Raw genomic sequence first — 25,382 nt, 5'->3', positions numbered from 1 at the left:
GTTTGTGTGTTACATAACTGGGTTTTCTATTTAATATGTTGAAAAGTAGCATTAATTTATCGCCGCATTGAACAAAAATAAAATCATTAATGATCCTGTATACGGGTTTGTTGCCATTCCTACAGGTTTGGTCTTTGACCTTGTACAGCATCCCTATTTTCAGCGACTTCGTTATGTCAAGCAGGTGAGTATGACACATTTGGTGTATCCGGGAGCTTTACATACACGGTTCCAGCATGCTATCGGAGCAATGCATCTGATGTCGATGGCCCTAGAAACCCTTCGGAGTAAAGGGATCGAGATTTCTGAACAAGAAGAAGAAGCTGTCTTAGCCGCGATTTTACTGCACGATATCGGGCATGGCCCGTTCTCGCATTCATTGGAACATAGTTTAATTGCAGGTGTTTCGCATGAATTGCTGTCTTCATTACTGATGGATCGCATGAATCAGGATCTGGACGGGAGACTAAGCCTGGCGATTGATATATTTAATAATAAATATGCACGAAAATTTCTCCATCAGCTTGTCTCCAGTCAATTGGATGTAGACCGTATGGACTATCTGAATAGAGATAGTTTTTTTACTGGCGTTTCTGAAGGGGTGATTTCATTTGACCGCATTATAAAGATGTTGAATGTGGTGAATGACGAGATTGTCGTTGAATACAAAGGGCTTTATTCGGTGGAAAAATTTCTTATCGCGCGCAGACTGATGTATTGGCAGGTTTATTTACACAAAACGGTAATAGGAGCAGAACAATTATTGATTAAAATTTTACAAAGAGCCAAATATTTAACAGCATCTGGGGTACAACTCTTTTCTACTCCAGCATTCCACTGGTTTTTGAGCCAAGAGATTGATCGTACAAATTTTATGGCAGACCCGTTGCATTTGGACTGGTTTACTCGTTTAGATGATACAGATATTATGTCAGCGATAAAAACATGGGAACTGCACGAAGACAAAATTTTAAGTAAAATGTGTCAGCGGATCATGAAAAGGGACTTGTACCGTTCAATCATGAGCAACAAACCCTTTTCTCCGGATTATATTGAACAGGTAAAAAACAGCGTGAGACAGTTTCTGGGTGTGAAGGAAGAGGATATTCATTATTATGTGTTTACGCAGGAAATTCATAATCGTGCATATGACCCTTCCAATGACCAAATCAAGATATTATTGAAGTCGGGCGAACTGGTTGATATTACTGAGGCGTCGGATCTTGGAAATTTAGAAGCATTGTCAAAAAACGTGTCCAAATATGCATTATGTTATCCAAAAGAGGTCGGATATATTGCAATTCCTTCCATGGGATAGTTATTTTTTAATAAAAAAACATAGATTTGTACCATGCAATTTACTGCTCAACAAATAGGGACATTATTAGAAGGAAGGATTGAAGGGAATCCAGAAGTTACTGTAGGTAACCTTGCCAAAATTGAGGAAGGTAAAAAAGGCGATCTTTCTTTTTTGTCAAATCCAAAATATGAGCATTTTATTTATACGACTGATGCTTCGATAGTCATTGTAAATGAAGATTTGCAATTGATGCAAGCAACCAAACCCACACTGACGATTATTCGTGTTAAGAACGCCTATGCAGCTTTTTCTACCATATTGAATATGTATAATGAGTTTCGTCTTGACAAAAGTGGACGCGAAGAACCTTGTTTTATACATCCTGAGGCGACAATAGGAGCCGGGGGCTACATTGGAGCTTTTGCGTATATCGGTAAGGGTGCTAAGATCGGAGATCATGTTAAGATTTATCCCCAGGTTTTTATTGGCGATAAGGTCACAATTGATGACAATACGACGCTTTACCCCGGCGTTAAGATTTATCATGACTGTAAGGTAGGGAAGAATGTTGTTGTGCATTCAGGTGTAGTGATTGGTTCGGATGGTTTTGGTTTTGCTCCGCAGGAAGATGGTTCTTATAAGAAAGTTCCACAGATAGGCTATGTGCAGATCGAGGATAATGTTGAGATCGGCGCAAATACGGTGATCGATAGAGCTACAATGGGAGCAACTATTGTGCGTGAGGGTGTCAAATTGGACAATTTGATTCAAATTGCACATAATGTTGATATCGGTAAAAATACTGTAATAGCTGCGCAAACAGGTATTTCTGGAAGTTCAAAAATTGGAGAGCGTGTGGTATTGGGTGGACAGGTTGGTGTTGTAGGCCATATCGTTGTGGCTAAAGGCTCTCAGATACAGGCTCAATCAGGCGTTAACAGATCAATAAAAGACGAAGGGAAAAAATGGGGCGGAACACCAGTAATGCCTTATCAGCCGCAGTTACGATCAAACGTGATATTTGCGCGCTTACCTGAGTTGGAGAAACGTATCCAGGAGCTGGAGAAATTAATAGAATCGAAGTTAAAATAATCTTTTTTCATTGAAATAAACTGTTATTTAATTGTAATGAAGCTATCATGAGCAGTCTTAGCTTGCTGCTATTTCGATATAATATTATAATCTCATGATGGTTTTGTCAAAAGAAGTTTTGATTTAAAAATATGTTATTAGAAATGAATGTGAAACAGAGAACCATCAAAAACGAGGTTGAAATTTCGGGGGTAGGTCTTCATACAGGAAAAATCGTATCGATGACAATCAAACCAGCTCCGGAAAATCACTGGTTTAAGTTCAGACGTGTAGATTTAGACGGTCAGCCAGAGATATTGGTTGATGCAGATAATGTCACAGACACTTCCAGGGGAACCACGATTTCTCAAAATGGAGCAAGTGTTAGTACAATAGAGCATTTAATGGCATCATTAATTGGTTTACAAATCGACAATGTCCTGATTGATATTGATGGTCCTGAAATTCCGATATTGGATGGTAGTTCGGCAATTTTCGTGAAACTGTTGGAAGAAGCAGGGTTTGAAGAACAGGAAGCAGATAGAGATTACTATGAAATCTCCAATAATATTCATTATGCAGAGCCTGATCGTAAAGTCGAGATCTTGGGTATGCCGATGGATGGTTATCGTCTGACTTGTATGATTGATTTCAATTCACCTGTTTTGGGCAGTCAACATGCTGCGATTACGTCAATAGAAGATTTTAAAGCTGAAATCGCATCTTCACGTACCTTTTGTTTCCTACATGAACTGGAGATGCTGGTCGATCACGGGTTGATTAAAGGGGGAGATCTAAGCAATGCGATTGTCATTGTAGATAAAGAAACTTCTCCGGAGGAGTTGCAAAAACTGGCTCATCTTTTCCATAAAGAAACTGTTGCTGTAGCAAAAGAAGGTATTCTGAATAATAATCAATTGCGTCATCAGAACGAACCAGCGAGACATAAGCTGTTGGATATGGTTGGTGATCTGGCGCTAGTGGGCAGGCCTTTGAAAGGTCATATTATGGCCGCTCGTCCTGGACATGCTGCGAATGTTGCCTTTGCAAAGAAAATCAAAGAGCAGATTAAAAAAGATAAAACACGCAAAAAGATAAAGGTTTACGATCCTAATATGCCCGCATTGTATGATACGGTGGAAATCATGAAAATTCTTCCGCATCGTCAACCAATGCTCATGGTCGATAAAATTTTAGAACTAACGGAAACCCATGTGGTAGGGTTAAAGAATGTGACCATGAATGAAGATTTGTTTATGGGACATTTCCCCGGAGCACCACTATTCCCGGGCGTATTACAAGTAGAAGCGATGGCGCAGACTGGTGGTATCTTGGTCTTAAAGACTGTTCCAGATCCTGAAAACTGGTTAACCTTATTTCTCAAAATCGAGAATGCACGCTTTAAAGCACAAGTAACCCCAGGAGACTCTGTTATTTTTAGATGTGATCTGATGGAACCGATCCGGAGGGGCATCGCTAAAATGAAAGGTGTGGCCATGGTGGGAGAGAAAATTGTCTGTGAGGCTGAACTTATGGCACAGATCGTAAGAGTAAATAACAACTAAAGAAGTATAGATGATACAGCCATTAGCTTATATTCATCCAGAAGCAAAGATTGCTAAAAATGTGGTCATTGAACCATTTGTAACCATTTACAAAGACGTTGTCATTGGAGAGGGGACTTGGATTGGCTCAAATGTGACCATTATGGATGGAGCTCGAATTGGAAAGAACTGTAAGATATATCCCGGTGCCGTAATTTCTGGTGAACCTCAAGACTTAAAATTTGATGGTGAGATTACAACAGCAGAAATTGGTGATAATACAACGATCCGTGAATGTGTGACAATTAATCGAGGAACGAAGGATCGTTATAAAACTGTCATTGGAAAGAATTGTTTGATTCAGGCCTACAGCCACGTTGCACATGACTGTGAAGTGGGTGATAATTGTGTTTTTTCAAATAACAGTACCCTTGCCGGACATATCACCGTCGGAGATTATGTTGTTTTAGCAGGAATGGTAGCAGTACATCAATTTGTGAAAATTGGTTCGCATGCATTTGTCACAGGAGGTTCTTTGGTGCGTAAAGATATTCCACCGTTTGTAAAAGCAGCCCGTGAGCCAATTTCATATGCCGGAATTAACTCCGTAGGATTGCGTAGAAGAGGGTTTTCAGAAGAGCAGATCGCCGAAATTCAAAACCTTTACCGCATTCTATTTGTTCAAAACCGCAATTTAGCGAAAGCAATAGAAATTATTGAAGCTGAATATCAGGCTACTGAAATCCGTGATGAAATTTTGGATTTCATCCGCAATTCGGGTAGAGGTATCATGAAAGGATTCAACAATAGAGCGATGTAATCGCATTACCCAACCGCATAGCTTTGGAAATAACGTTAAAGGATATAGGTCGAAGATATAACCGCGAATGGATTTTCAGACATATTAATTATCGTTTTGAATCCGGTAAGAGCTATGCTGTCCTCGGACAGAATGGTTCCGGAAAATCGACCTTATTAAAGGTGCTTTCCGGCAGTCTGTCATCTTCCGAAGGCGAATTGATTTATACAGATGGAGAGCGCATCATCGGTATCGATCAGATTTACAAGCAGCTATCTATCGCCGCACCCTATGTCGAATTGATCGAAGAGTTTACCTTGCGTGAGCTATTCGATTTTCACTTTCAGTTTAAACCTTATCTCCAAGGATTCGATAAAGAAAGTGTTTTGAATCTGTTGGGGTTGGAAAATGCCTTAGATAAAGAAATAAAATATTTTTCATCGGGTATGCGTCAACGGGTTAAATTAGTTTTGGCCTGCTGCTCGAATACAGACCTGGTATTATTGGATGAGCCAACAAGTAATCTAGATATAGCAGGAGAGGAATGGTATCTGGATTTAATAGACCGTACCAAGCGGGATTTTAGAATGCTTATTATCTGTTCAAATCAAAAAAAAGAATACGAATTCTGTGACGAAAAGATTTCTATTATCGACTTCAAAAAGTAGCGAATGAAATTTTAATAAAACAATTAGTTTTTGTATTTTTGACGACTCAATAATGAGATAACCGTTTAAAGTTCAATTCAAAGAATGGCTAAGGCATCAGAGGTAAAATCAGGAAATATTTTAAGATTTAATGGGGAGTTGGTCTCCGTAGAAGAATATATACACCGTACGCCAGGTAATTTGCGCGCTTTTTATCAAGCAAGAATGCGTAATGTGAAGACTGGTAAATTAGTAGAATATCGTTTTAGAGTGGACGAGAGTGTGGAGATTGCACGTGTTGAAACGAATGATTACCAATACTTATACGAAGATGGCGAGTTTTTCGTCGTAATGGATAATAATACGTACGAGCAATTTAATATTCCTAAATTTTTATTTGGTGATTCAGCGCGTTTCTTAAAAGAAGGAATGACTGTGATTATTGCATTTGAAAGTGATGAGCCTATTATGGCAGAGGCACCTAAAAGTGTTGAATTGGAAATTACGTATACAGAACCTGCTGTAAAGGGAGATACATCTACGAATGCATTGAAAAAAGCTACTGTAGAAACGGGAGTAGAGATTATGGTTCCTCTATTCATTAACCAAGGAGAGAAAGTAAGAGTCGATACGCAAACAGGTAATTATATCGAACGCGTAAAGTAATATAAGATTTTAGGTTTAGGTTGATTATTCGGTCTTGATAGCGCTCGCTACAAGGCCGTTTTTTTTACTGTTTGTCCTTTTGTCAACTATTGCCAATACGAAAGAAATCTATTTTGTCCATTGTTATCCCGCGAAATGATGTTATAAAGATATATCTTTAAGCATGAAATCTAAAAAGGAATTAAGACAGGAATTTAAGTTAAAAAGATGCCAGCTTTCTAGGGAAGAAGAGGAGCGTCTCAATCGCGATTTACTGCTCCAATTTCAGATGATAGATCTAGCGGCAGTTAAATTTATGCATGTTTTTCTTCCAATTGAAAAATATCATGAACCAGATACCTATTCCATCATTAACTATGTGAAGGAATTTTTTCCGAAGGTTGTTCTCGTTGTCTCACGATCGAATTTTGCCGACTATTCCATGCAACATTATATCCTTGATGAGCGAACTGTGTTTGAAACAAATGAATGGGGTATTCCAGAACCTGTTTCAGGGACAGCAGTACTGCCAGCGGCCATTGATTTTATCCTAGTTCCTTTATTGGTGTTTGATGTTGATGGCCATAGAGTCGGTTATGGAAAAGGATTTTACGATCGGTTTTTTGCACTTTGTGCGCCAGAAATCCAACGTGTAGGACTATCTTTTTTTAATCCGATCGATCGGATAGCTGACCGAAATGAACACGATGTTCGACTGACTAAAGCGATTACACCCAATCGCATTTATAGTTTTTAATATTCTATATGCTTAATGCTGATTTTTGTTGATGTAGCAAACTAAAGTGTACTCCTTCCATGGTTTATTGTCTCTTCGAAGCCCATAATCCTGTTGGTCAGAAATAATACGATGAGCAAAGGGCATTTCTCATTTTATTTCCTGCTGATTTTATTATATACTGATTTAATTAAAATTATTTTTTATTTTTAATGTGAAATTCGACCTCGATGACAGTATGCTGAGATTTTTTATTGTACTTTTTTCTATAACGATAATTTCCGGTCGTGCTGTCTTTGGAATGGATATGATGGATTCTAATTCCTCGATGGAGGAAAAGAATTTTTATGAGACAATTATCCGTGAATCACAGAAGTACCATGCTTCAAGTGCGGCGTTGAGCAGATACCTAACTCCCTATTTCAATCAGGCTATTCGGAAAAATGACAATGCGTTGCTTGCCATTTATTATTGTTTGTTAGCGGATCAATCTTTTGACAGTGAAGGCGGAAGAAATAGTTTTAGTGACAAATACTACCTAAAAGCTCTGGATCTGGAAAAGAACTATAATTATCAAAATGTCAGCGCATGGGTGAAGGTCATGTACGGTTTTTATCTGTATAGGTGCTTAAAAGCGTCAGAGGCCCTTCCTTTACTCTTAGAGGGCGAAAAAGGATTGGAGGAGATACCCAAGGATCTGGCGTTGGATCTAGCACATACTTATAAGAAGCTCGGCTATTTCTTTGGCACGCTCGGAGATTACAGCGCTGGAATTAAGTACTTGGAGCTTGGCAGACAGCAGGAGGGTATTTCTCCAAAATTTAAGGCGGAAATCTTGGACAACCTTGGCTTATTGACCTTAAAAAGTGGTGGGGATACCGTGGAGGCAATGAAAAATTTCGAGATTGCGCAGAATCTGGCGCTTTCTGAGAAAGATTCTCTTCGTTATGCAAAGACTTTGGGCAATCAGGCGCGGGTCTATGAAGGAAGGGGAGACTATCAAAAAGCCTTATCACTTTTAGAAAAAGATCTGGAAATTTCAAAATCCCTGGGGAATAATAAAAACACCATTTTTGCTTTAATGATGCGGATTCGGCTGCGTATTTCAATGGGTGCAAACCAAGAGGTCAAAAAAATGATCAGGGATACCGAGCAACTATTGGAAGGAACCGATGACAAAAAGACAATCCTCGAACTGGAAGAGCATAAGCTGAATCTTGCTATCCAAAATCATGACCTGAAGCAAGAGTTAAAAGCACGTCGGCGTATTGAACAACTCCAGGATTCATTGCGCTTCCTGGATGGTGATCCAGTTTTGTCCCAGTTGAAATTTATGGCTGACAGGCAGAAATATGCTGACAAGTTATCATTAGCCCAGGCACTCATCAAGAAAAAGCGTGCAGAGACAAGATTGTGGGTGATATTGAGCTTGTTTGTATTGGTGCTATTCTTCTTTATTTATAACGCATTTCGATACCGCTCACGGAAGCGTATGCGGGAATATGAATATCAGTTGCTTAATCTCAAATACACCAAAGCCGAATTGGACAAGGAGCTAATGAGTTCCAAGAGCCAAATAGATGAGTATATGGTCTATCTCAGACGTAATAATGAACAAATCGATCTCCTTTCGTCTATGCTTGAAGAGCGGGGGGCGGCAAGTATCAAAGACCGGGATGAGCTTAAAATACTTTTGCAGTCTCATCTTATCACCGATGAGAAATGGCAGGAATTTAAGCTTTTGATTACTAGGGAATTCCCAAATTTACTGCAAGATATCCAAGCTAAATTTCCAGATCTTACTGAATCTAATCTGCGTGTGATCGTGCTGATGAAATTGGGACTAAATAATAGAGAAGTCGCCAATGTTTTGGGCGTTACCCCCGATGCGATCAAAAAATCAATGCAACGCCTGAAAAAGAAACTTGGTGCACAAGCAGGTATATTGATGGAATATATTTCGGATAAAGAACTTGTTTAGTCATTCATTCCGAAACAGCTTGATAAAACCTCCAATGAATCGCTGAAGAATAATTACTCCTTTATCAAGCTCTTTATAGTGTATTTCTGTTACTTTTTTGAATCAAGCAGCCCATCTGGTTTAGACAATATCGTACTCAATTAATTTAAGTTATACCTTTTTCTTTCCTGATATGTTCGACCATTAGTGCCCTTTGCTGGGGACCAACTTCGTACCATGTTATTACCAACTTCGTACCATGTTATTACCAACTTTGTACTGCAAGCAGATTGAGTGTACTTTGAATCCACCTTGAGTCCACCTTTTACAGTGCTTGCACTGTGCCTGCACGTTTTTTACAAGTTGGGAGGAGGGCGAACTTGGGCCGAACTTGTCCATAAGCTGTTTACAAGAAAGGGCGAAGAAAATTGCAAGACTTGCAATTGTTATTTAGCTTTAATGAAGGATCAATGATAATGGATTTATCAAATACCTCGCGGTTCTTTGTGTAGGTATGCTAACAAAGATAATCCGATTTTACCTAGATTTGTTTCGTCACAAACAAGGTGTAGCTTTTGCAAAAAGAGAAAGGATGTAGACAATCCAATTCACTACTGCCAAAAATATGACCGTCTCAGTTCCCTGGACGGTCATAATAAGTGTAGAGCTCAATGGGCTTCTATCTAATCCAACGGATTTTCTTTTAGATTTTTTTCCCATGCCCATGCGGAGGCCATCATCTCATCGATACCCAGTGCAGCTTTCCAGTGCAATTGATTGGCCGATTTCGTTACATCCCCATATACCTTGATGATATCACCATCCCGACGGGGGCCAATTTCATAATTCAATTTTTGACCAGAGGCTTTCTCAAATGCTTTGATGGCTTCAAGTACAGAGTAGCCGTTGCCGGTGCCTACATTGAATACGTCGTATTGGCCATTCGGATTTCCTTTTTCCAATAATTTGATTGCAGCGACGTGGGCTTTTGCTAAATCGACCACATGAATATAATCACGTACACAAGAACCATCAGGTGTATCATAATCGTCCCCAAATACCGTTAATTTTTCTCTTTTACCGATAGCCGTTTGCGTAATGAAAGGAAGTAAGTTTTGAGGTACACCATTCGGCAATTCGCCAATCAGGGCAGACTCATGCGCACCTACTGGATTGAAGTAACGTAGGGCGATAATGTTATAGTTATCGTACGCAGCGGCTGTTTCTTCAAGAATCTCTTCAGCAATCTGTTTTGTATTGCCATAAGGTGAAGTCGCTTTTTTTACAGGAGCGCTTTCATTAACAGGAAGAGTATCCGGTTCGCCGTATACTGTACAGCTTGAAGAGAATACAAAATTAATTGGTTTGTTCCGATAGGACTCCAGGATGTTGATCAGGGAGAAGAAATTATTGTGGTAGTATTTTAAAGGGTTTTGAACGGATTCGCCTACCGCTTTAGATGCCGCAAAATGAATAATCCCAGATATACCGCTGTTATTTTTTACAAATTCATTTACTTTATTGGCATCACAAAGATCGAATTGATGAAATTCGGGTTTAATACCAATGATCTTCTCGATCTGATCCAAGATCTTGATATTTGAATTGGAAAGATCATCAATGATTACAGGAGTATATCCTGCCTGATGTAGTTCGACAACGGTGTGAGAACCAATATAGCCTGTTCCGCCTGTGACTAATATTTTTTTGCTCATTATTTTTGATTATAGTATGTAAAGTCTTTATGTGATAAGGTTTCCAAAGGAACCTTTCTGTAAAAATCGATGGTTTTTTCTAAGCCTAATTTTCGATCTATTTTGGGCTGCCAATTTAATTTTGCCTTCGCCAGGCCAATATCCGGTTTCCGCTGTTTGGGATCGTCCACCGGCAGGGGTTTATGGCTGATCTTGCTGGAGCTGCCCGTTAGTTCGACAATCTCCTGTGCCAGCTGTAAGAGCGATATTTCATCGGGGTTGCCTATGTTTATCGGTTGTATACAATCAGAATGCAATAATCTATAGATCCCTTCGATCTGATCATCAATATAACAGAATGACCGCGTCTGTGAGCCATCACCAAACAGCGTAATGTCTTCGCCACGAATAGCTTGGGCTATAAAAGTAGGGATGGCACGACCGTCATTGAGGCGCATTCTCGAGCCGAAAGTATTGAATATTCTGACAATACGTGTATCAAGTCCATGGGCATTATGGTAGGCCATCGTAATGGCCTCCTGAAATCTTTTGGCTTCATCGTATACCCCTCTGGGGCCGACAGGATTGACATTGCCCCAATAATCTTCTGATTGTGGCGATACCAAGGGGTCGCCATAGACTTCTGAAGTGGATGCGACTAAGATCCGGGCCTGTTTGGCCCTTGCCAGACCAAGGAGATTGTGGGTGCCCAGTGAGCCAACTTTGAGGGTTTGAATCGGAATTTTAAGATAATCTACAGGACTTGCAGGAGAAGCGAAATGGAGAATGTAATCCAAATGTCCCGGAATATGGACAAACTTTGAAACATCGTGATGATAAAAATCGAAATTCTCCAGCTTGAACAAATGTGCGATATTCTGTAGGTCGCCCGTGATCAGGTTATCCATCCCGATAACATCGTAGTCTTCGGCAATAAAGCGATCGCAAAGGTGGGAACCAAGGAAGCCTGCTGCTCCAGTGATCAAAATCCGTTTGCGATGTTTATTTTCCACTCAATGCTTCCTTATTAATGAAATGGGTTTGATATCTTTGACTAAGATAAACATTATTTTAACAACATGCGTTTGCTTTATTCAATTGGAATCTTTCTTTATGGACTCTTACTGCGTATTTTGGCCCCTTTTCATGCCAAGGCGCGGCTCATGGTGACAGGACGAAAAGACTGGTATTCACGGATGAAACAAACGGTTGATTCCAGCCAAAAACATATCTGGTTTCACTTCGCTTCCCTAGGGGAATTTGAGCAGGGCAGACCTGTTTTGGAGGCCGTAAAAAATAATTATTTGGACCATAAAATAATTGTAACATTTTATTCACCTTCAGGCTACGAAATAAGAAAGAATACTAATCTGGCGGATCATGTTTTCTATTTACCTTATGACACGTCTCAGAATGCACGGCTGTTTTTAGACCTGATCAATCCTTCATTTGCAGTCTTCACAAAATATGAATATTGGTATTATTATTTTGAAGGCTTACACAGCAGGTCTATTCCATTATTTCTTGTTTCGGCGATTTTTAGACCGGAACAGATTTTCTTTCAGGCTTATGGTACTTTTTTTCTTAAGATTCTGGGTTTCGTAACTTATTTCTTTGTACAGAACGAGGAAAGTGTGCGTTTATTGAAAGAATATGGAATTCGGAATGCGGGATTGGCGGGTGACACACGTTTTGATCGTGTAATTGACTTACCTAAGAATCGGAAAGACATACCGTTAATAGCGGATTTTGTAGGTACTGCTCCTGTTTTGGTGGCAGGAAGCACCTGGCCTGAGGATGAGAAATTATTGAAAGAGCTATTCCAACGGTTTCAAGAATATAAGCTGATCTTAGCGCCGCACGAGATCGATGAGGGCCATATTGTCAGTATATTAAATCTATGGCCTGCAGCCCTTCGTTTTTCAAAAATGAAAGAATATGATACGGCTACTTTAACGGAAGGAAAGGTATTGATCATAGACAATATCGGCTTGCTGTCTTCTTTGTACGGTTATGGTCAGGTGGCCTATATCGGCGGTGGATTTGGTGTGGGGATACATAATACATTGGAAGCAGCGACTTATGGAATGCCGGTACTGTTTGGGCCTAATTTTAAGAAATTTCAGGAAGCGAAAGATCTGATTGAACAAGGGGGAGGTTTCTCCTTTTCTAACGGCGAGGGGCTTGCCGCTGTATTTGAACAATTGCAGGATCAATACAAACGCGTGGAAGCAGCGAAATCCGCACGCCAATATGTACAGCAGAAAGCAGGGGCGACACCCATTATCATGAAATACTTGAAGAATGCCAATTTATAAAAATATGAAGAAAGCTGCTCCAAAGGTAAAAGCAAACTAACCAAGCGGCGAAGAGCCAAAAAAGAGCCACTAAGCGTAGACCAGCGAAAGTAAAGAAAAATAGGGCTCCGTTGATTTTGGATACCCTATTTTATATTGAAAATTGGATTTTAATAGTACGTGTATCTTCTTACACCTGCAATATGCCGCGATAAACGCATGACCTGATGGGAATAGCCATACTCATTATCATACCATACGTACAGTACAATATTTTTGCCATCAGCCGAAACAATGGTTGCGGGGCCATCAACAACAGCGGCAGCTGTGGTACCTATAATATCGGTCGATACAAGCTCATCATTGCTGGAGAATTTAATCTGTTCGACAAGATTTCCTTCCAATGCACTCGTTTTTAAAATTGTGTTTATTTGTTCCAAAGATGTGGCTGAGGTCAGTTCTAAATTTAATATGGCTAACGATCCATTCGGTACTGGTACGCGGATGGCATTGGAGGTGAGCTTGCCAGTTAAAGTTGGGAGGACTTTTGAAACAGCACTTCCAGCGCCGGTTTCGGTAATGACCATATTAAGAGCTGCAGCACGACCTCTTCTGGATTTTTTATGCATATTATCCACCAGGTTTTGGTCATTTGTATAGGAATGTATGGTTTCTATATGACCTTTCAGGATACCTATTTTCTCTTCGAGAACGGCCAAAACTGGCGCAATAGCATTTGTGGTACAGGATGCCGCGGAAAAAATAGCCTGTTTTTCCAGATCTATCGTGCTTTCGTTTACACCGTAAACAATGTTGGGTACGCCTTTGCCAGGTGCCGTTAACAAGACTTGCGAAGCGCCTTTAGAAACTAAATGGCGTGCAAGTTCTTTTTCATCACGAAAGGCTCCTGTATTATCGATCACCAATGCATTATTGATACCGTATGTTGTATAATCAATATCTTCAGGTTGCTTAGCAGAGATAACGTTGACTGTGATACCATTAATAATCAGCGCATTTTTTTCAGGGTCTGTATACACTTCACCCTCAAATTCCCCATGTATAGAATCGCTTTTCAGAAGAGCAGCTCTTTTTAACAATGATTTGGCATCATTGGGGTCCCTGGTGACTATTGCCCGTAGCCGAAGTTGCTTGCCAGAACCCGATTTATTAATGAGTTCGCGTGCCAGTAGGCGACCAATACGACCGAAGCCATAGAGCACAACATCGCGGGGTGTTAATTCCTGCCATTCCGCGATTCCCTGTAATTCATTGAGAATAAAAGAAGACAAATCCTCCGAATTGATCTGTCGGTTGGTGACTTTAGCCGCAAGTTGACCAATATCAATTCGAGCAGGAGCTAAAGCTGATTTTTCCAGTACACGGGCAACAGCTAATAGATCAAATATGGTCATTGTATTGCCAGTAAGGATAGTAGTTTCGCGGAGGTGATTGAGAATCACGCTCACTTTTTCATCAACAAGCTGTTCTCTGAAAAGGATGAGTTCAACAGCCTGATTATACCACAGATTGCTAATGATTTGAATCAGTTCAACAGCTGCATTTTGCTGTTCTCTGTAACTTTTGATTTCTGCATCAAAAGAAGGTCTATGTAACATAATATTTTATAATAGATTATGTTGCAAACATAGGATAAACAGCGCTAAAAATTAGACTTGATTTTCATTTTCGTAATTATCAAAACAAAAACAGGGTATTTATTGTTGTTTTGGTAAATTTTTAGCTTTTTTTGTTGCTAATTTTCAATGATAAATAATTCGGACATGATATGATCGGCCATTAGTTTGCCAGTATCTGTTAATCTTAATTTGTTATCGTCTAAAATTAATTGCTGTTGTTCGAGAAATGGCAAGGCATCTTCCATTATTTTGCTCTTAACACTGTAGTCAAATTTCTTTTCTAGTTGTTCAAGATCAAGTCCCCACATCGTACGCAGTGAGGTCATGATACACTCATTAATCTGATCACGCACAGATAGATGCTCGATTTCCAGTGGAAGCTGGTTTGTTTGTATCGAGCCGATATACTTGGCGTTATTAGCGATATTCCAGGATCTGGAATGACCATTGAATGAATGGGCTGAAGGGCCGATTCCAAGATAATGCTTACCTTTCCAATAATTGGTGTTGTGGCGCGCATATAAACCATTTTTCGCGAAATTGGAAATTTCATATTGTTCATAGCCCGCCTTTTTCAATGTTTCGATCAGCAGGTCCATCTGATCGGCAGCCTGATCTGAATCAATAGCAGGACTCGTGCCCTTCTTAATGAAATGATCCAGTGCTGTTTTGGCTTCCACGGTCATGGAGTAAGAAGAGATATGGGGGACTGCAAAATCGATCAGTTGTTGCATATTGTAGCGCCATTTTTCATCGGTCAACAGGGGGTAGCCATAAATAAGATCACAGGTGATATTCTCAAATCCTGCATCCTGTACACGCATGATTGCTGCAGATGCTTCCTGTCTGGTGTGGGCCCGATTCATCCATTTCAGATCTTCCTCAAAAAAGGACTGTATCCCTATACTGAACCTATTTATGGGAGTTGATGACCTTAATGCATTTACTTTTGCAGCGTTCAGGTCATCTGGATTTGCTTCCAGTGTAATTTCGGCCTGGTTGCTTATGTCAAATTGTTTGGCAACAGCGTCAATAATCCTAGCGATTTCATCCGCTTCCAAGAGGGAGGGCGTCCCACCACCAAAATAGATGGACTCAACTTTTCGGTCTTCCAGATAAGAAGATCGAAGTTCGATTTCTCGCAACAGGGCATCGACCATTTCAGTTTTGTATTGCAGTGAAGTACTGAAATGAAAGTCACAATAATGACAAGCCTGTTTGCAAAATGGGATATGGATGTAAATCATGGACACAAATATACCAAGACCGGATTAACTTCGTCGCTTATTCACATTTTTTCTTCTTTGCGCCGATCGGTTTAATCCTACATTAGCTACAATTGACAAGCTAAATGGGCCATTGAATTTTTGGAATGACAGACTTTGGCTTTCTTGTGCTTCCTTTTATGGAAGTTCTTTTTTGAAAATAGTGTTTGGAATAATATATAAAGAACTTGGCAACAAGTGAGTTATTTTTTATCTTGTTGTCGAGATTTAAACCGCTGTATCAAAAGGCAGACACCAATTAAAAGTATGTTATATCATCAAAAATCAATCTTATGAAACGATCTTCCCGTCGCGACTTTCTGAAAAATGTTCTTGGTGCATCGAGTATGCTGCTGCTTTCGCAGCAAGGATTTGCTGTGGATAATCGGTATGAAGAAGCATTTATTGATAAGTTGCTCCCAGCACCAAAGGGCGGCGGATTCGCTATGGAAGATTATTGGATATGGGATCCTTCAGTGATTAAGGGCGAAGATGGTCGCTATCATATGTTTGCATCACGTTGGAGCAAAAAATATGGCTTTGGTAATTGGGTAACCAATTCCGAAGTTGTTCGCGCAATTTCCGATACCCCAGAAGGGCCCTATGAATTTGTCGAGGTGGTCTTGCCGGCTCGTGGAAAAAAGTATTTTGATGGTTGTACAACCCATAATCCGCGTATTGTTAAAAATGGCGACTATTATGTACTTTATTATTTTGGAAACAATTATGAAGAGCCTAATCCTAGTTATTCCGAGAATGTTTGGGAATCGGGGCTGGGTGAGAAAGCCTGGATGCATAAACGCATCGGAATGGCTTATTCAAAGTCGATATCAGGGCCTTGGAAGCGCGTAGATCAACCGATTTTGAATCCGAGGAAGGGCGAGTGGGATGCTTCCATTACGTCAAATCCTTCTCCAGTTGTTTTGCCCGATGGAAAAGTTTATCTGATCTATAAATCATCACCGTCGAACTCCCGCCCCCCCTTGTTATTAGGGGCAGCACAGGCTGATTCGTTCCTTGGGCCCTATCTTCGTTTATCCAATAAGCCTATTTTTTCATTCCATACCGATCAAAATCATGAGAATGATGTAGAGGATCCTTTCGTATGGCATAATGGCCGGCATTTTGAATTGATTATGAAAGACCGTTATGGTAAAATCTGTGGGGAAGAGGGGGGGGGCATCCATGCCTATTCGAAAGATGGAATCGATTGGCATCTGTCAAAGGCGGTCAAAGCCTATTCCAAGACGATCCGCTGGAATGATGGGACTGTCAGTCATCAAGCTAATTTTGAACGTCCATTTTTACTATTTGAAAACGGAAAACCGACACATCTTTTTGCGGCTACAGGAGATGGATCCGAGTCTTATCAGTTTGAACGGACCTGGAATATGGTGATTCCGTTGAAGGTATAATAAAAAGAGCTGTATCATATTTTTAATACGATACAGCTCTTATGATTTTTATGATCTCATCAATGGAACATCTTTACATTAATCTGCTGCGATGCTCATGTTTAAACAGTGCCCATGTTTCAACAGTTGAATTAGCGTGTCAGGTTATTGTTCGCTGATTCTATATCTGCAAGTCGGAGCGATGGATCTATTGTGACTGTTTTTGGAGCTTTATTGACTGAAATTTTATATTCAGGGTTGGTCCAGAACCAATCCATCAGTACCGTGCGTTTTATACCCTTGTATATCTCAAAATTTTCCTCGGGTTTTTCACCGCGCATTTCACGTAAAGGGATGTAAAATAGCTCTTTGCTTCCATCTTGATATTCTACAAGTATATCGAGTGGCATCGCAAAGTTTGATTTGTTGAGCAGCTGAATTTCTGAATCAGTTACGTGACCGATTGCATAATCAATTTGACGTGTGGTATTGATAAATAAATTGAAATACCACTTCAGGTTTATTCCTGATACTTCTTCGGCAACACGTTTGAAATCATTGGGTGTAGGATGTTTGAACTTCCAGATATCGTAGAATTTCAAAAAGGTTTTCTCTAGATTCTCCTGACCGATAATGTAGCCCAACTGTTCAGCTAGCACAGCTCCTTTATTATAAGCTTCGTTACTATAGCCATAATTTGTATTATAATAGTCCGCAAGTAGGCTCATTGGTTCTTCTTTGCCTGAAAGTGCCAGCTTATAATAAGCCCGGTAGGCATCGATCAGCGGATTTGATGCGATAGCGCCCCGTTTTTCAAAAAGATGCTGCATGGCCAATTCTTCAACATACGAAGTGAATCCTTCGTCAAACCATTCATCAACGGTTTCGTTGATCCCGAATAGATGCTGATACCAGGAGTGAGCAGATTCATGGAAGATAACACCAACAAGGCTTTTTAGATTACGCCCACCGGTAATCAATGTCGCAGTGCCATATTCCATGCCACCATCACCCCCCTGAATAATGGTATAAGTCGGCCAAGGATATTTACCGAATTTAGCACTACAGAAATCGAAAAACTCAGTTGATAGGCCGAGAGCTGTTTTCCAGTTTGATATAACTTCTTTGTCAGTAGGGAGATACACCGTGTAAACTTTTATGCCATTTTTGCTTGAGGCGGAATCTACCACGAATTTGGGATCTGCAGCCCAGACAAAATCATGGATGTTTTCGGCTTTGTAATGCCAGGTTGCTTTATCTTTATTGGTTTTTATTTTAGCTTTTGTCTGATAGCCTTTCACCTCATTTGGATTTTGAAGTACCCCCGAAGCACCGACAACATAGTTCTTGTTGAGGTGTATGGTGACGTCAAAGTTGCCGAAAGGTGCGATAAACTCACGGCCGATATATTCATCAAGGTGCCAGCCAAATTCATCAAACTGTGCCATCTTTGGATACCATTGTGCCATAGAAAGCGCCACTCCTTCTGCCGAATTGCGGCCTGACCTTCGGATTTGTTCAGGTACCTGTGCAGTCCATTCTATATTAAAATTTGCTGTTTCTCCGTCCTGGATCGCAGTTGGTAGGGAAACTTCTAATATTGTACCATCAATCTTATAGCTTGTATTGACCCCATTCATGCTGAGGCTTTTGATTTTTTGGTAACCGATCTGATTGGGTTGTAGCGTTTCAATACGGCTTTGCAATATTGGTTTTTCTTTGGTGCCAATATTTGATACCATCCTTTTATCTGGATCGCTGATATTTTTCAAGCGGTAATCCATCATTGATCCTGGTTGGAATGCATTAAAATATAAATGAAAATAGACTTTTTTTAAGGATTGGCCTGAATTGTTGCTATACTTCAAAGCCATTTTTCCATCATATTGATAAGCTTTTTCATCCACGTTGACATCCATTGTATAGTCAACCTTCTGCTGCCAGAATCCTTTTCTCTGGGCCTTTACTTCCTGTCCTCCAATATTTATGACACATATAAGTGCTAGAAAGGACAATATTTTGATTTTCATGTTCCAAACTTACAAAATTGTCTCAAGAAATGCCGATTAATCAGCCCGATCCAGATCAATGTCATCAAATCTTGACGAAAAGTGATTTTTTTATTAATAATTGGCTTGGTTTTGGTTAGGAAATTTATCTGTTGAGTTAACAAATATTACACATAAATTTATGGAAAATCTGTATTATAAGCCTTCTGGGAAGGTGCCTGCTTTCGCATTAATCGGTTCGCTTGTGTTAGGTATTGTAGGATCAATTATTTTGGCAATTGTCTATATCGCCTTACAATGGTTTATTCCGATTGTCTATTTCAATGTCTTTATCACACTTGGATTTGGAGCAGGATTGTTTTATCTGCTTAATTTTTGTTTCAAGCAATGGAAGCTTCGGAACAAAGGTGTTGCGATTATAATCACACTGATCGTTGCTATAGTTGGTTTTTATGCACAGTGGGCGCTGTTTGTTTCGTTGATGTATAATGCTGAAGGTACCATGGGTGGAGACACCTGGGTGAAATCTTCTTTTAGCCTGGAAGGCTTTAAGGCATTTTTTATGCACCCCTCTTTTATCTGGGAGGCGTTACAGGGCTTAAATGAGGTCGGTACATTTAGCTTGAAGAAATCAACTGTTTCAGGGGGGATGCTTTGGGCCGTATGGGGAATTGAAATGGCAATCATTCTGATTACACCTATTATTATGGCTTTTCGGGGTATTACCATTTATCCTTTTTCAGAGAAAGATGAAATCTGGATGAACAAGAGGATTTTGCCGGGAAGATTAAAATTTGTTGAGGACAAGGATGCTATGGCGAATACTTTGGCCAATCATGATTTTGCCTATGTCTACGATCATCTTTCCGATGAAGAAGAGCATTTTTCTTTTGCGACGGCAGAAGTGTACGAATCGGATACTGATGACCATCAATATCTGACCATCTATAATCATCAATTCGTGGAGAAGAAAGGGAAGATGGAGGAAAAGAAAGATGAGGTTATTGAATTCCTACGAATTAACAGGAATAGCTTATAGAAGTAGCTGAATGGCTGAGGTTATGTAAAAATAAAATAGCTCCGGGATTTATTTCCGGAGCTATTTTTTCAATAGGCTATTTAACTAAATGACCACCTTTTTCTTTCCAGTCATTGATGGAGGCACTATATATTTTAATGTCTTTAATGCCATTTTTAGCTAAGATCGAAGCTGCAATTGTCGCCCGGTCTCCAGATTGACAATGCAGGTATAATTCTTTTGTTCGATCAATTTTGTCCAGGTTGTTTTCAATCGTTCCCACAAAGAGATGTGTGGCATGTGGTAGATGTCCTGCTGTAAATTCGGATGTATTCCTAACATCTAGAATCTGAACATTCGGATTCTCCAGTACAGCATTCATCTCCTGGAACCCAATAAGCTGCTGTTGCTCCAAGGAAATTCCCAATTGAGGAATTGTTTCCATAGTAATATATCCGGCAACATGATCGAGGCCGATGCGCATTAGCTTGCGGGCAATCTCTTCCTTTTCGTTTTCATCCATGATCAGCACAAAAGGTTTTGTGTAATCCAAGATCCAGCCAGCCCAGGTATTGAATGTCCGATTATGCTGTATATTGATGCTGCCTGGAAGATAGCCTTTGGCGAAGTCAAATTTATGCCGTGTATCAATGATCGTTGTACCTGCCTGATATAGTTTGTTGAATTCTGCCGTTGAAAGTTTCGGGTACTGAGGCACGCTTGTTTGTAGTGGTCGCTTGATTTTGTTGAGCTTCTTCATCTGGGCAAAATAACGCGGTGGCTCAGGTTGTCCTTCTAAAAGTTCAGTTATAAAACCACTTTCATTATTTTGGTATTGCAGCGCCCAGTTGCGAATCCGCTCGTAGCCCACAGTCGAACTCGGCACAGCGCCCAGCGCTTTACCACATGCCGAACCTGCACCGTGTGCAGGCCAGACCTGAATGTAGTCTGGTAAGGTTAAAAAATGCTGTAGAGACTTAAACATCTGCTTCGCACCGACTTCCTTGGTCCCAATGAGGCCAGCGGCATTCTCCAAAAGATCTGGACGGCCAATGTCTCCAACAAATACAAAATCACCTGTAAATATCATCACCGGATCCATTGTTGCTGGCGTATCAATTAAAACAAAACTAAGACTCTCAGGCGTATGTCCAGGGGTATGGAGCACCTTAAAGATTAGATTTCCAAGATGGATCTGATCACCATCTTTTAATCCGATATGGGGAAACTCATATTGCCAATCTTCGCCCCCTTCGTCGGAAAGATAACATTGGGCGCCGGTTAGTTCGGCCAATTCCAATGTTCCGGAAAGATAATCAGCATGGATATGGGTTTCAGCAATATGTGTAATTTTTAAATTGTTTTTTGCTGCAATCGCTAAGTAAGTGTCGACATCTCTTTTGGGGTCAATTACCATGGCAACACCTTTGGCCTGACAGCCAATTAAATAACTTGAATGTGCTAAAGATGACTCAAAAATGTGTTGAAAAAACATAATATTTGATTTTTAGTGATTTACGAATTGAATGATTTCGAAAGTGAAAATTAGGATACCGATACTGATCAGGAAATAACCAAAAATCCCCTGTAGTCGTACCACCTCCAATTTGTCTTTCCATTTGGAACCAATCTGAAGACCTATTAAAGTGATTAATGTAAAAGTAAGCAATATCGGCCAATTCATGTGGTTCAAGAGTTGGTAGTTGGCGACCAGACCAAAGGAGGCGTTTAACCCAATGATAAATAGCGATGTCGCGATAGCCTGTTTTAATGGTATTCCCAAAAGCAGCACCAGCGAAGGTACAATAAGAAAGCCTCCTCCAGCACCAACAAGTCCTGTCATGACACCGACAAGCAGACCCGCGCTAACTATTTTGAGGACTTGACCAATATGCATGGTGACAGCTGATATTTCGACCTGTTTCCTTCTGCGGATCATTGCCAGTGCGGAAATCAGGATGACAATCGAAAACAGCAGCATAATAATGTGATTTCTGGAGACCGCTATTTCCGCAAGATAAAATTGCGTTGGTATGGCAGCCAACAGGTGGCGCTTGGTCAAGTAGACCGATAGTAAAGACGGAACCAAAAAGAAAGCCGTGGTTTTTAGATCTATTTTACCTCTGATCAGGGGTTTAATTGAGCCGATTATGGCCAGTATTCCAATGGAAAACAGGGAATAATCAAGGGCATATTGAGGCTCAATATGAAATAGGTACACGAAGATCGGTAGTGTTAAAATACTGCCACCACTCCCCATCAAACCCATTGATAGCCCAACCAATATCGCTAATAAAAAGCCAATTATAAATAGTAGTTCCATTTTTTGCTAAATCAAATGCTATTGTTATACCTACAGACTCATGATCGTCTATTCTCGGCTTAATGAGGCAGCTTGTGTCTAATTAAACCATAGATCCATGTCCCTAGGAGAGCGAAGATCAGTACAATGCCCAATGTCCAATAGCCTGAGCCGATTAATGCAAACATAGGTCCCGGACAGGCGCCTGACATTGCCCAGCCCAGTCCGAAAATGGTACCACCGACGAGATAGCGTGTGATACTTTTGTCTTTGGCCTGAAACGCGATCTGCATGCCATTGCTGTCTTTAATCTGTTTTCGTTTGATAATTTGGACAATGATAATCGCTGTTGCGAGTGCCGTACCGATCATGCCATACATGTGGAAAGAGCGGAACTGAAACATCTCATAAATGCGATACCATGAAGCTGCTTCTGATTTGAATAAAATGATCCCAAATAAGATCCCGATCAATATAAATTTTACTACTTTCATTTATGCGAAGATTAAAGGAAATAAGACGTGAACCATGATGATGCCACCTATAAAAAAGCCAATGACAGCAATTAAAGAGGGGAGCTGGAAATTGCTGAGTCCTGAGATGGCGTGTCCTGACGAGCAGCCTCCGGCATATCTTGTCCCGAAGCCAATCAATAGCCCGCCAATGCTCAGTATTAAAAACTGAAACCAAGAGCCGTTAAAAATAAAAATAGACTCGGGAAGATAGCCCTGTAGATGATCTATTATGCCTAGTTCCTTTAAATCAGCGACACTTTTTGCATTGATTTGCGCAGCGGAGCCGTCGCTTAAAAAGTAATGGGCAATGAATCCTCCAATGGCGGTTCCGAGTACCACAAGAAGGTTCCAGGATTGCGTCTTCCAGTCGAAGCGAAAAAAAGAGGACGATTTACCGGCACCTAATACCGTACACATCGTCCGCAGATTATTCGACATCCCGAAATCTTTTCCTTGTTTTAGCAATAAGTACATGACTAATGCAATTAAGGGCCCCGAAATATACCAAGGCCATGGTTGTTTGATGTATTCCAATAACATAGCTTGTTCTTAATTTATATGACAAAGGTACATACCGCTATTACAAAAAACGGTAACAAATGTTACCGTGGAATGTATGCTATTACATATCGTAATACTCAATATTAGCCTCTTTGAGTGCTTGGGTCAATAGGGGCAGATCATCTTCTTTCTGAAATAACTTATTACGCCAGGTACGAAAAGCGGAACCTTTGTTTCGGTTTATAATAATCAAATTGCCGCCGGAGCGTCTGAGATTTCGAATATGTGAAATGTTGCTCAACGGGAATTCAACTGTTTTTTTTGAATTGCTGACGGTGAGTGTATCTTCATCCAGCCGCCATGTGGAATCCAGCGTAGAACACTTGATCGCCAAATACAGTGCAAGGGGAACCATCAAAAGAGCGATGATGATCTTATAAATTTCTTGAATCGGAACTTTCGACATCCCTATCCCTATCAATAGAATCGAGGTCAATAGAATAAACATGTATTTCCCGCGATGCAATGTTGAAAGGTAGAATGTTTGTGGATTACTCTTCATACTTTTTTATAAACTTTCCTTTTGCATTAATATAGTAAAAATTCTCCAGGTCTTCGCTGACCAAGGCTAATCCATTTTCAAAGGGTTGTGCATTTTGGAATTTAAAAGGAATGACCACTTTGCCACTATAGTCGATATATCCATAGGTATTGTCTTTAAAAACCAATAATAATTTCTCGCCAGCAAAAGATAAATATTCCTGACCTGTAGGTAACAATTTTTTGCCGGATTTGTCAACTAACTGATAGGTTAGATTTTCGATAATCAGTGCCAGATTGTCTCGATACTCCGCAATAGTTTCATATTTCGCAGGAATTAATACGTTCCCTTTTAGATCGAGTACACCAGTAAGGTCACCTTCGTTATATAAGGCATGGCTTAAACTTGGGACGGAGATGAAATCATATTTGGCAGCGAGTAATAGTTTGCCATTGTTATCCAACAGACCATATTTCTGATCTTTCATAAATACCAATGGTGCACCTTCCGTATCTAAACTCAACGATTCGTATTGACAAGGGATAACTTCTTTTCCCTGTAAGTCGATTAGGCCAAACATTTGAGCTGCATCAGTGACGATAGCATAATCACCTACATACGCATAGATGGAAGCATATTTTGCTGGCGTGAGTTTATTGCCTAGACTGTCCTGTACGCCAAAAAAGTCAGTATTGGGATCTTGATACCAAGATAAATGGTCATTTAGAGCTGAATCAGTGGAAGCTTCTTCTACTTCTCCTTCTTCATAACCTGCTGGAATTTCGAATAATGCCGTATCGTAAGGGACTTCTTCAACTTTCGTCGCTTGGATTCCCAGACCTTCGGCACCGATAGATAGTGCTGCTCCGGGTACCTTTTCTAGATAATCGTAGGTTCCCCAATATAATTTTGGTAAATTTTCCGCATACCAGACTGTGATTTCGGTTTGTTTATCTTTACTGCCTGCTAGATTAAATGTCGCTTTTTTGCAGGACAACCCTGCTATCATTTTCTTTTCATTCGGAATTAAGCTCATTTCAAAATCACTTGAGTAAGCGTAATCTCCACCTTCTGATGTTTCAATAAGCTTGCCGGTAGCAATATCCGTTGAAGTATATGTTTTGCTGTTTTCGTCGATCAGATAAGAAGTCTCGTCTTTGCTATTGCTGATCTGTATGGATTTTCCAAACAGCAAACTCTCTACACGCATTTGATCCTTACAAATATAGGCGTGCATCAATGCTTCTCCGTTTCCCGCCAAAATTTTGATAAATTCAGAAGCTGATGTATCTGTGCCAGTCTCGGGGTCGGCAAACTGATAGGTTATTTTAAAGACCTTTTGTTGAGCCAAACTGGTTTTAACAAAAACTAATGTGAAGAAGGCTATGCAAAGGAAAAAATGTTTCATTGGAAATATAAATTAAAATACGAAAGTATTGAAATTTGGCTGGTTTGTGAAATAATCTTTTGCCGATTGGTAAAAATCATGCAGAAATTTTGATAT

General features: G+C 40.1%; 22 protein-coding genes. 11 read left to right on the top strand and 11 right to left on the bottom strand.

The features are described from left to right. Window positions 1–67: 67 nt before the first annotated feature. The 8 genes from BWD42_RS20360 to BWD42_RS20325 all read left to right on the top strand — a co-directional run bounded on the left by BWD42_RS20360 (window position 68) and on the right by BWD42_RS20325 (window position 8,723). Window positions 68–1,318: an HD domain-containing protein gene (locus BWD42_RS20360; RefSeq protein WP_077438237.1), complete on the top strand. Its 1,251-nt coding sequence runs from the start codon at window positions 68–70 to the stop codon at window positions 1,316–1,318. Between the two features lie 33 nt (window positions 1,319–1,351). Then, window positions 1,352–2,392, top strand: coding sequence for a UDP-3-O-(3-hydroxymyristoyl)glucosamine N-acyltransferase (gene lpxD / locus BWD42_RS20355; RefSeq protein WP_077438236.1), 1,041 nt, complete (start codon window positions 1,352–1,354; stop codon window positions 2,390–2,392). Window positions 2,393–2,535: 143 nt separating this feature from the next. Next, window positions 2,536–3,936: a bifunctional UDP-3-O-[3-hydroxymyristoyl] N-acetylglucosamine deacetylase/3-hydroxyacyl-ACP dehydratase gene (locus BWD42_RS20350; RefSeq protein WP_175992111.1), complete on the top strand. Its 1,401-nt coding sequence runs from the start codon at window positions 2,536–2,538 to the stop codon at window positions 3,934–3,936. A 10-nt stretch (window positions 3,937–3,946) separates the two neighbouring features. Further along, a complete protein-coding gene (lpxA, locus tag BWD42_RS20345) occupies window positions 3,947–4,735 on the top strand; it encodes an acyl-ACP--UDP-N-acetylglucosamine O-acyltransferase (protein ID WP_075990789.1) in 789 nt (262 codons plus the stop codon). Between the two features lie 23 nt (window positions 4,736–4,758). Next, a complete protein-coding gene (locus BWD42_RS20340; RefSeq protein ID WP_077438234.1) occupies window positions 4,759–5,382 on the top strand; it encodes an ATP-binding cassette domain-containing protein in 624 nt (207 codons plus the stop codon). A gap of 84 nt (window positions 5,383–5,466) precedes the next feature. Continuing rightward, window positions 5,467–6,027, top strand: a complete 561-nt coding sequence (efp, locus tag BWD42_RS20335) for an elongation factor P (protein ID WP_077438233.1) — start codon at window positions 5,467–5,469, stop codon at window positions 6,025–6,027. Window positions 6,028–6,190: 163 nt separating this feature from the next. After that, complete coding sequence (locus BWD42_RS20330) at window positions 6,191–6,763, top strand: 5-formyltetrahydrofolate cyclo-ligase (protein WP_077438232.1); 573 nt, start codon at window positions 6,191–6,193, stop codon at window positions 6,761–6,763. Between the two features lie 217 nt (window positions 6,764–6,980). Continuing rightward, window positions 6,981–8,723, top strand: a complete 1,743-nt coding sequence (locus BWD42_RS20325; protein ID WP_077438231.1) for a tetratricopeptide repeat protein — start codon at window positions 6,981–6,983, stop codon at window positions 8,721–8,723. Window positions 8,724–9,385: 662 nt separating this feature from the next. Here BWD42_RS20325 and galE read toward each other — a convergent pair. Then, entirely contained in the window at window positions 9,386–10,417 is a 1,032-nt protein-coding gene (gene galE / locus BWD42_RS20320) for a UDP-glucose 4-epimerase GalE (protein WP_077438230.1), read from the bottom strand. Beyond that, on the bottom strand, window positions 10,417–11,409 hold the full coding sequence (locus BWD42_RS20315) for a UDP-glucuronic acid decarboxylase family protein (protein ID WP_077438229.1): 993 nt from the start codon (window positions 11,407–11,409) through the stop codon (window positions 10,417–10,419). The genes galE and BWD42_RS20315 overlap by 1 nt, the downstream gene beginning before the upstream one ends. A 66-nt stretch (window positions 11,410–11,475) precedes the next feature. On the opposite strand from BWD42_RS20315, the gene BWD42_RS20310 reads away from it, so the two are divergent. Then, window positions 11,476–12,714 (top strand): 3-deoxy-D-manno-octulosonic acid transferase, encoded by a 1,239-nt coding sequence (locus BWD42_RS20310; protein ID WP_077438228.1) that lies wholly within the window; start codon window positions 11,476–11,478, stop codon window positions 12,712–12,714. Between the two features lie 149 nt (window positions 12,715–12,863). Here BWD42_RS20310 and BWD42_RS20305 read toward each other — a convergent pair whose 3' ends face one another. Together BWD42_RS20305 and hemW are read right to left on the bottom strand one after the other, a co-directional pair. Further along, on the bottom strand, window positions 12,864–14,312 hold the full coding sequence (locus BWD42_RS20305) for a glyceraldehyde-3-phosphate dehydrogenase (protein WP_077438227.1): 1,449 nt from the start codon (window positions 14,310–14,312) through the stop codon (window positions 12,864–12,866). 137 nt (window positions 14,313–14,449) lie between these two features. Continuing rightward, the gene (gene hemW / locus BWD42_RS20300) at window positions 14,450–15,580 is read right to left on the bottom strand and encodes a radical SAM family heme chaperone HemW (protein ID WP_077438226.1); all 1,131 of its coding nucleotides are present in this window, start codon (window positions 15,578–15,580) and stop codon (window positions 14,450–14,452) included. 311 nt (window positions 15,581–15,891) lie between these two features. Here hemW and BWD42_RS20295 point away from each other — a divergent pair, with 311 nt between their 5' ends. Beyond that, window positions 15,892–17,013: a glycoside hydrolase family protein gene (locus tag BWD42_RS20295; RefSeq protein WP_217700108.1), complete on the top strand. Its 1,122-nt coding sequence runs from the start codon at window positions 15,892–15,894 to the stop codon at window positions 17,011–17,013. A 131-nt stretch (window positions 17,014–17,144) separates the two neighbouring features. Here the strand turns inward: BWD42_RS20295 and BWD42_RS20290 are convergent, their stop codons facing one another. Continuing rightward, window positions 17,145–19,022: a M1 family metallopeptidase gene (locus BWD42_RS20290; RefSeq protein ID WP_077438225.1), complete on the bottom strand. Its 1,878-nt coding sequence runs from the start codon at window positions 19,020–19,022 to the stop codon at window positions 17,145–17,147. 160 nt (window positions 19,023–19,182) lie between these two features. Between BWD42_RS20290 and BWD42_RS20285 the strand changes: the two genes are divergently transcribed. Beyond that, the gene (locus tag BWD42_RS20285) at window positions 19,183–20,040 is read left to right on the top strand and encodes a hypothetical protein (RefSeq protein ID WP_077438224.1); all 858 of its coding nucleotides are present in this window, start codon (window positions 19,183–19,185) and stop codon (window positions 20,038–20,040) included. Between the two features lie 76 nt (window positions 20,041–20,116). Here the strand turns inward: BWD42_RS20285 and BWD42_RS20280 are convergent, their stop codons facing one another. The 6 genes from BWD42_RS20280 to BWD42_RS20255 form a co-directional block, all read right to left on the bottom strand. Continuing rightward, window positions 20,117–21,514, bottom strand: a complete 1,398-nt coding sequence (locus tag BWD42_RS20280; RefSeq protein WP_077438223.1) for an MBL fold metallo-hydrolase — start codon at window positions 21,512–21,514, stop codon at window positions 20,117–20,119. Window positions 21,515–21,526: 12 nt separating this feature from the next. Further along, entirely contained in the window at window positions 21,527–22,342 is an 816-nt protein-coding gene (locus BWD42_RS20275; RefSeq protein WP_077438222.1) for a sulfite exporter TauE/SafE family protein, read from the bottom strand. Window positions 22,343–22,401: 59 nt separating this feature from the next. Next, entirely contained in the window at window positions 22,402–22,815 is a 414-nt protein-coding gene (locus BWD42_RS20270; protein ID WP_077438221.1) for a DUF6691 family protein, read from the bottom strand. After that, window positions 22,816–23,310, bottom strand: a complete 495-nt coding sequence (locus tag BWD42_RS20265; protein ID WP_254846286.1) for a YeeE/YedE family protein — start codon at window positions 23,308–23,310, stop codon at window positions 22,816–22,818. A gap of 148 nt (window positions 23,311–23,458) precedes the next feature. After that, window positions 23,459–23,899, bottom strand: coding sequence for a hypothetical protein (locus BWD42_RS20260; RefSeq protein WP_077438220.1), 441 nt, complete (start codon window positions 23,897–23,899; stop codon window positions 23,459–23,461). Beyond that, on the bottom strand, window positions 23,889–25,286 hold the full coding sequence (locus BWD42_RS20255) for a WG repeat-containing protein (RefSeq protein WP_077438219.1): 1,398 nt from the start codon (window positions 25,284–25,286) through the stop codon (window positions 23,889–23,891). Before BWD42_RS20255 ends, BWD42_RS20260 begins: the two co-directional genes overlap by 11 nt. Window positions 25,287–25,382 lie beyond the last annotated feature (96 nt).

Source organism: Sphingobacterium sp. CZ-UAM (genome assembly GCF_002000245.1).
Taxonomy (GTDB): domain Bacteria; phylum Bacteroidota; class Bacteroidia; order Sphingobacteriales; family Sphingobacteriaceae; genus Sphingobacterium.
This window is presented reverse-complemented; position numbering and strand designations above follow the sequence as displayed.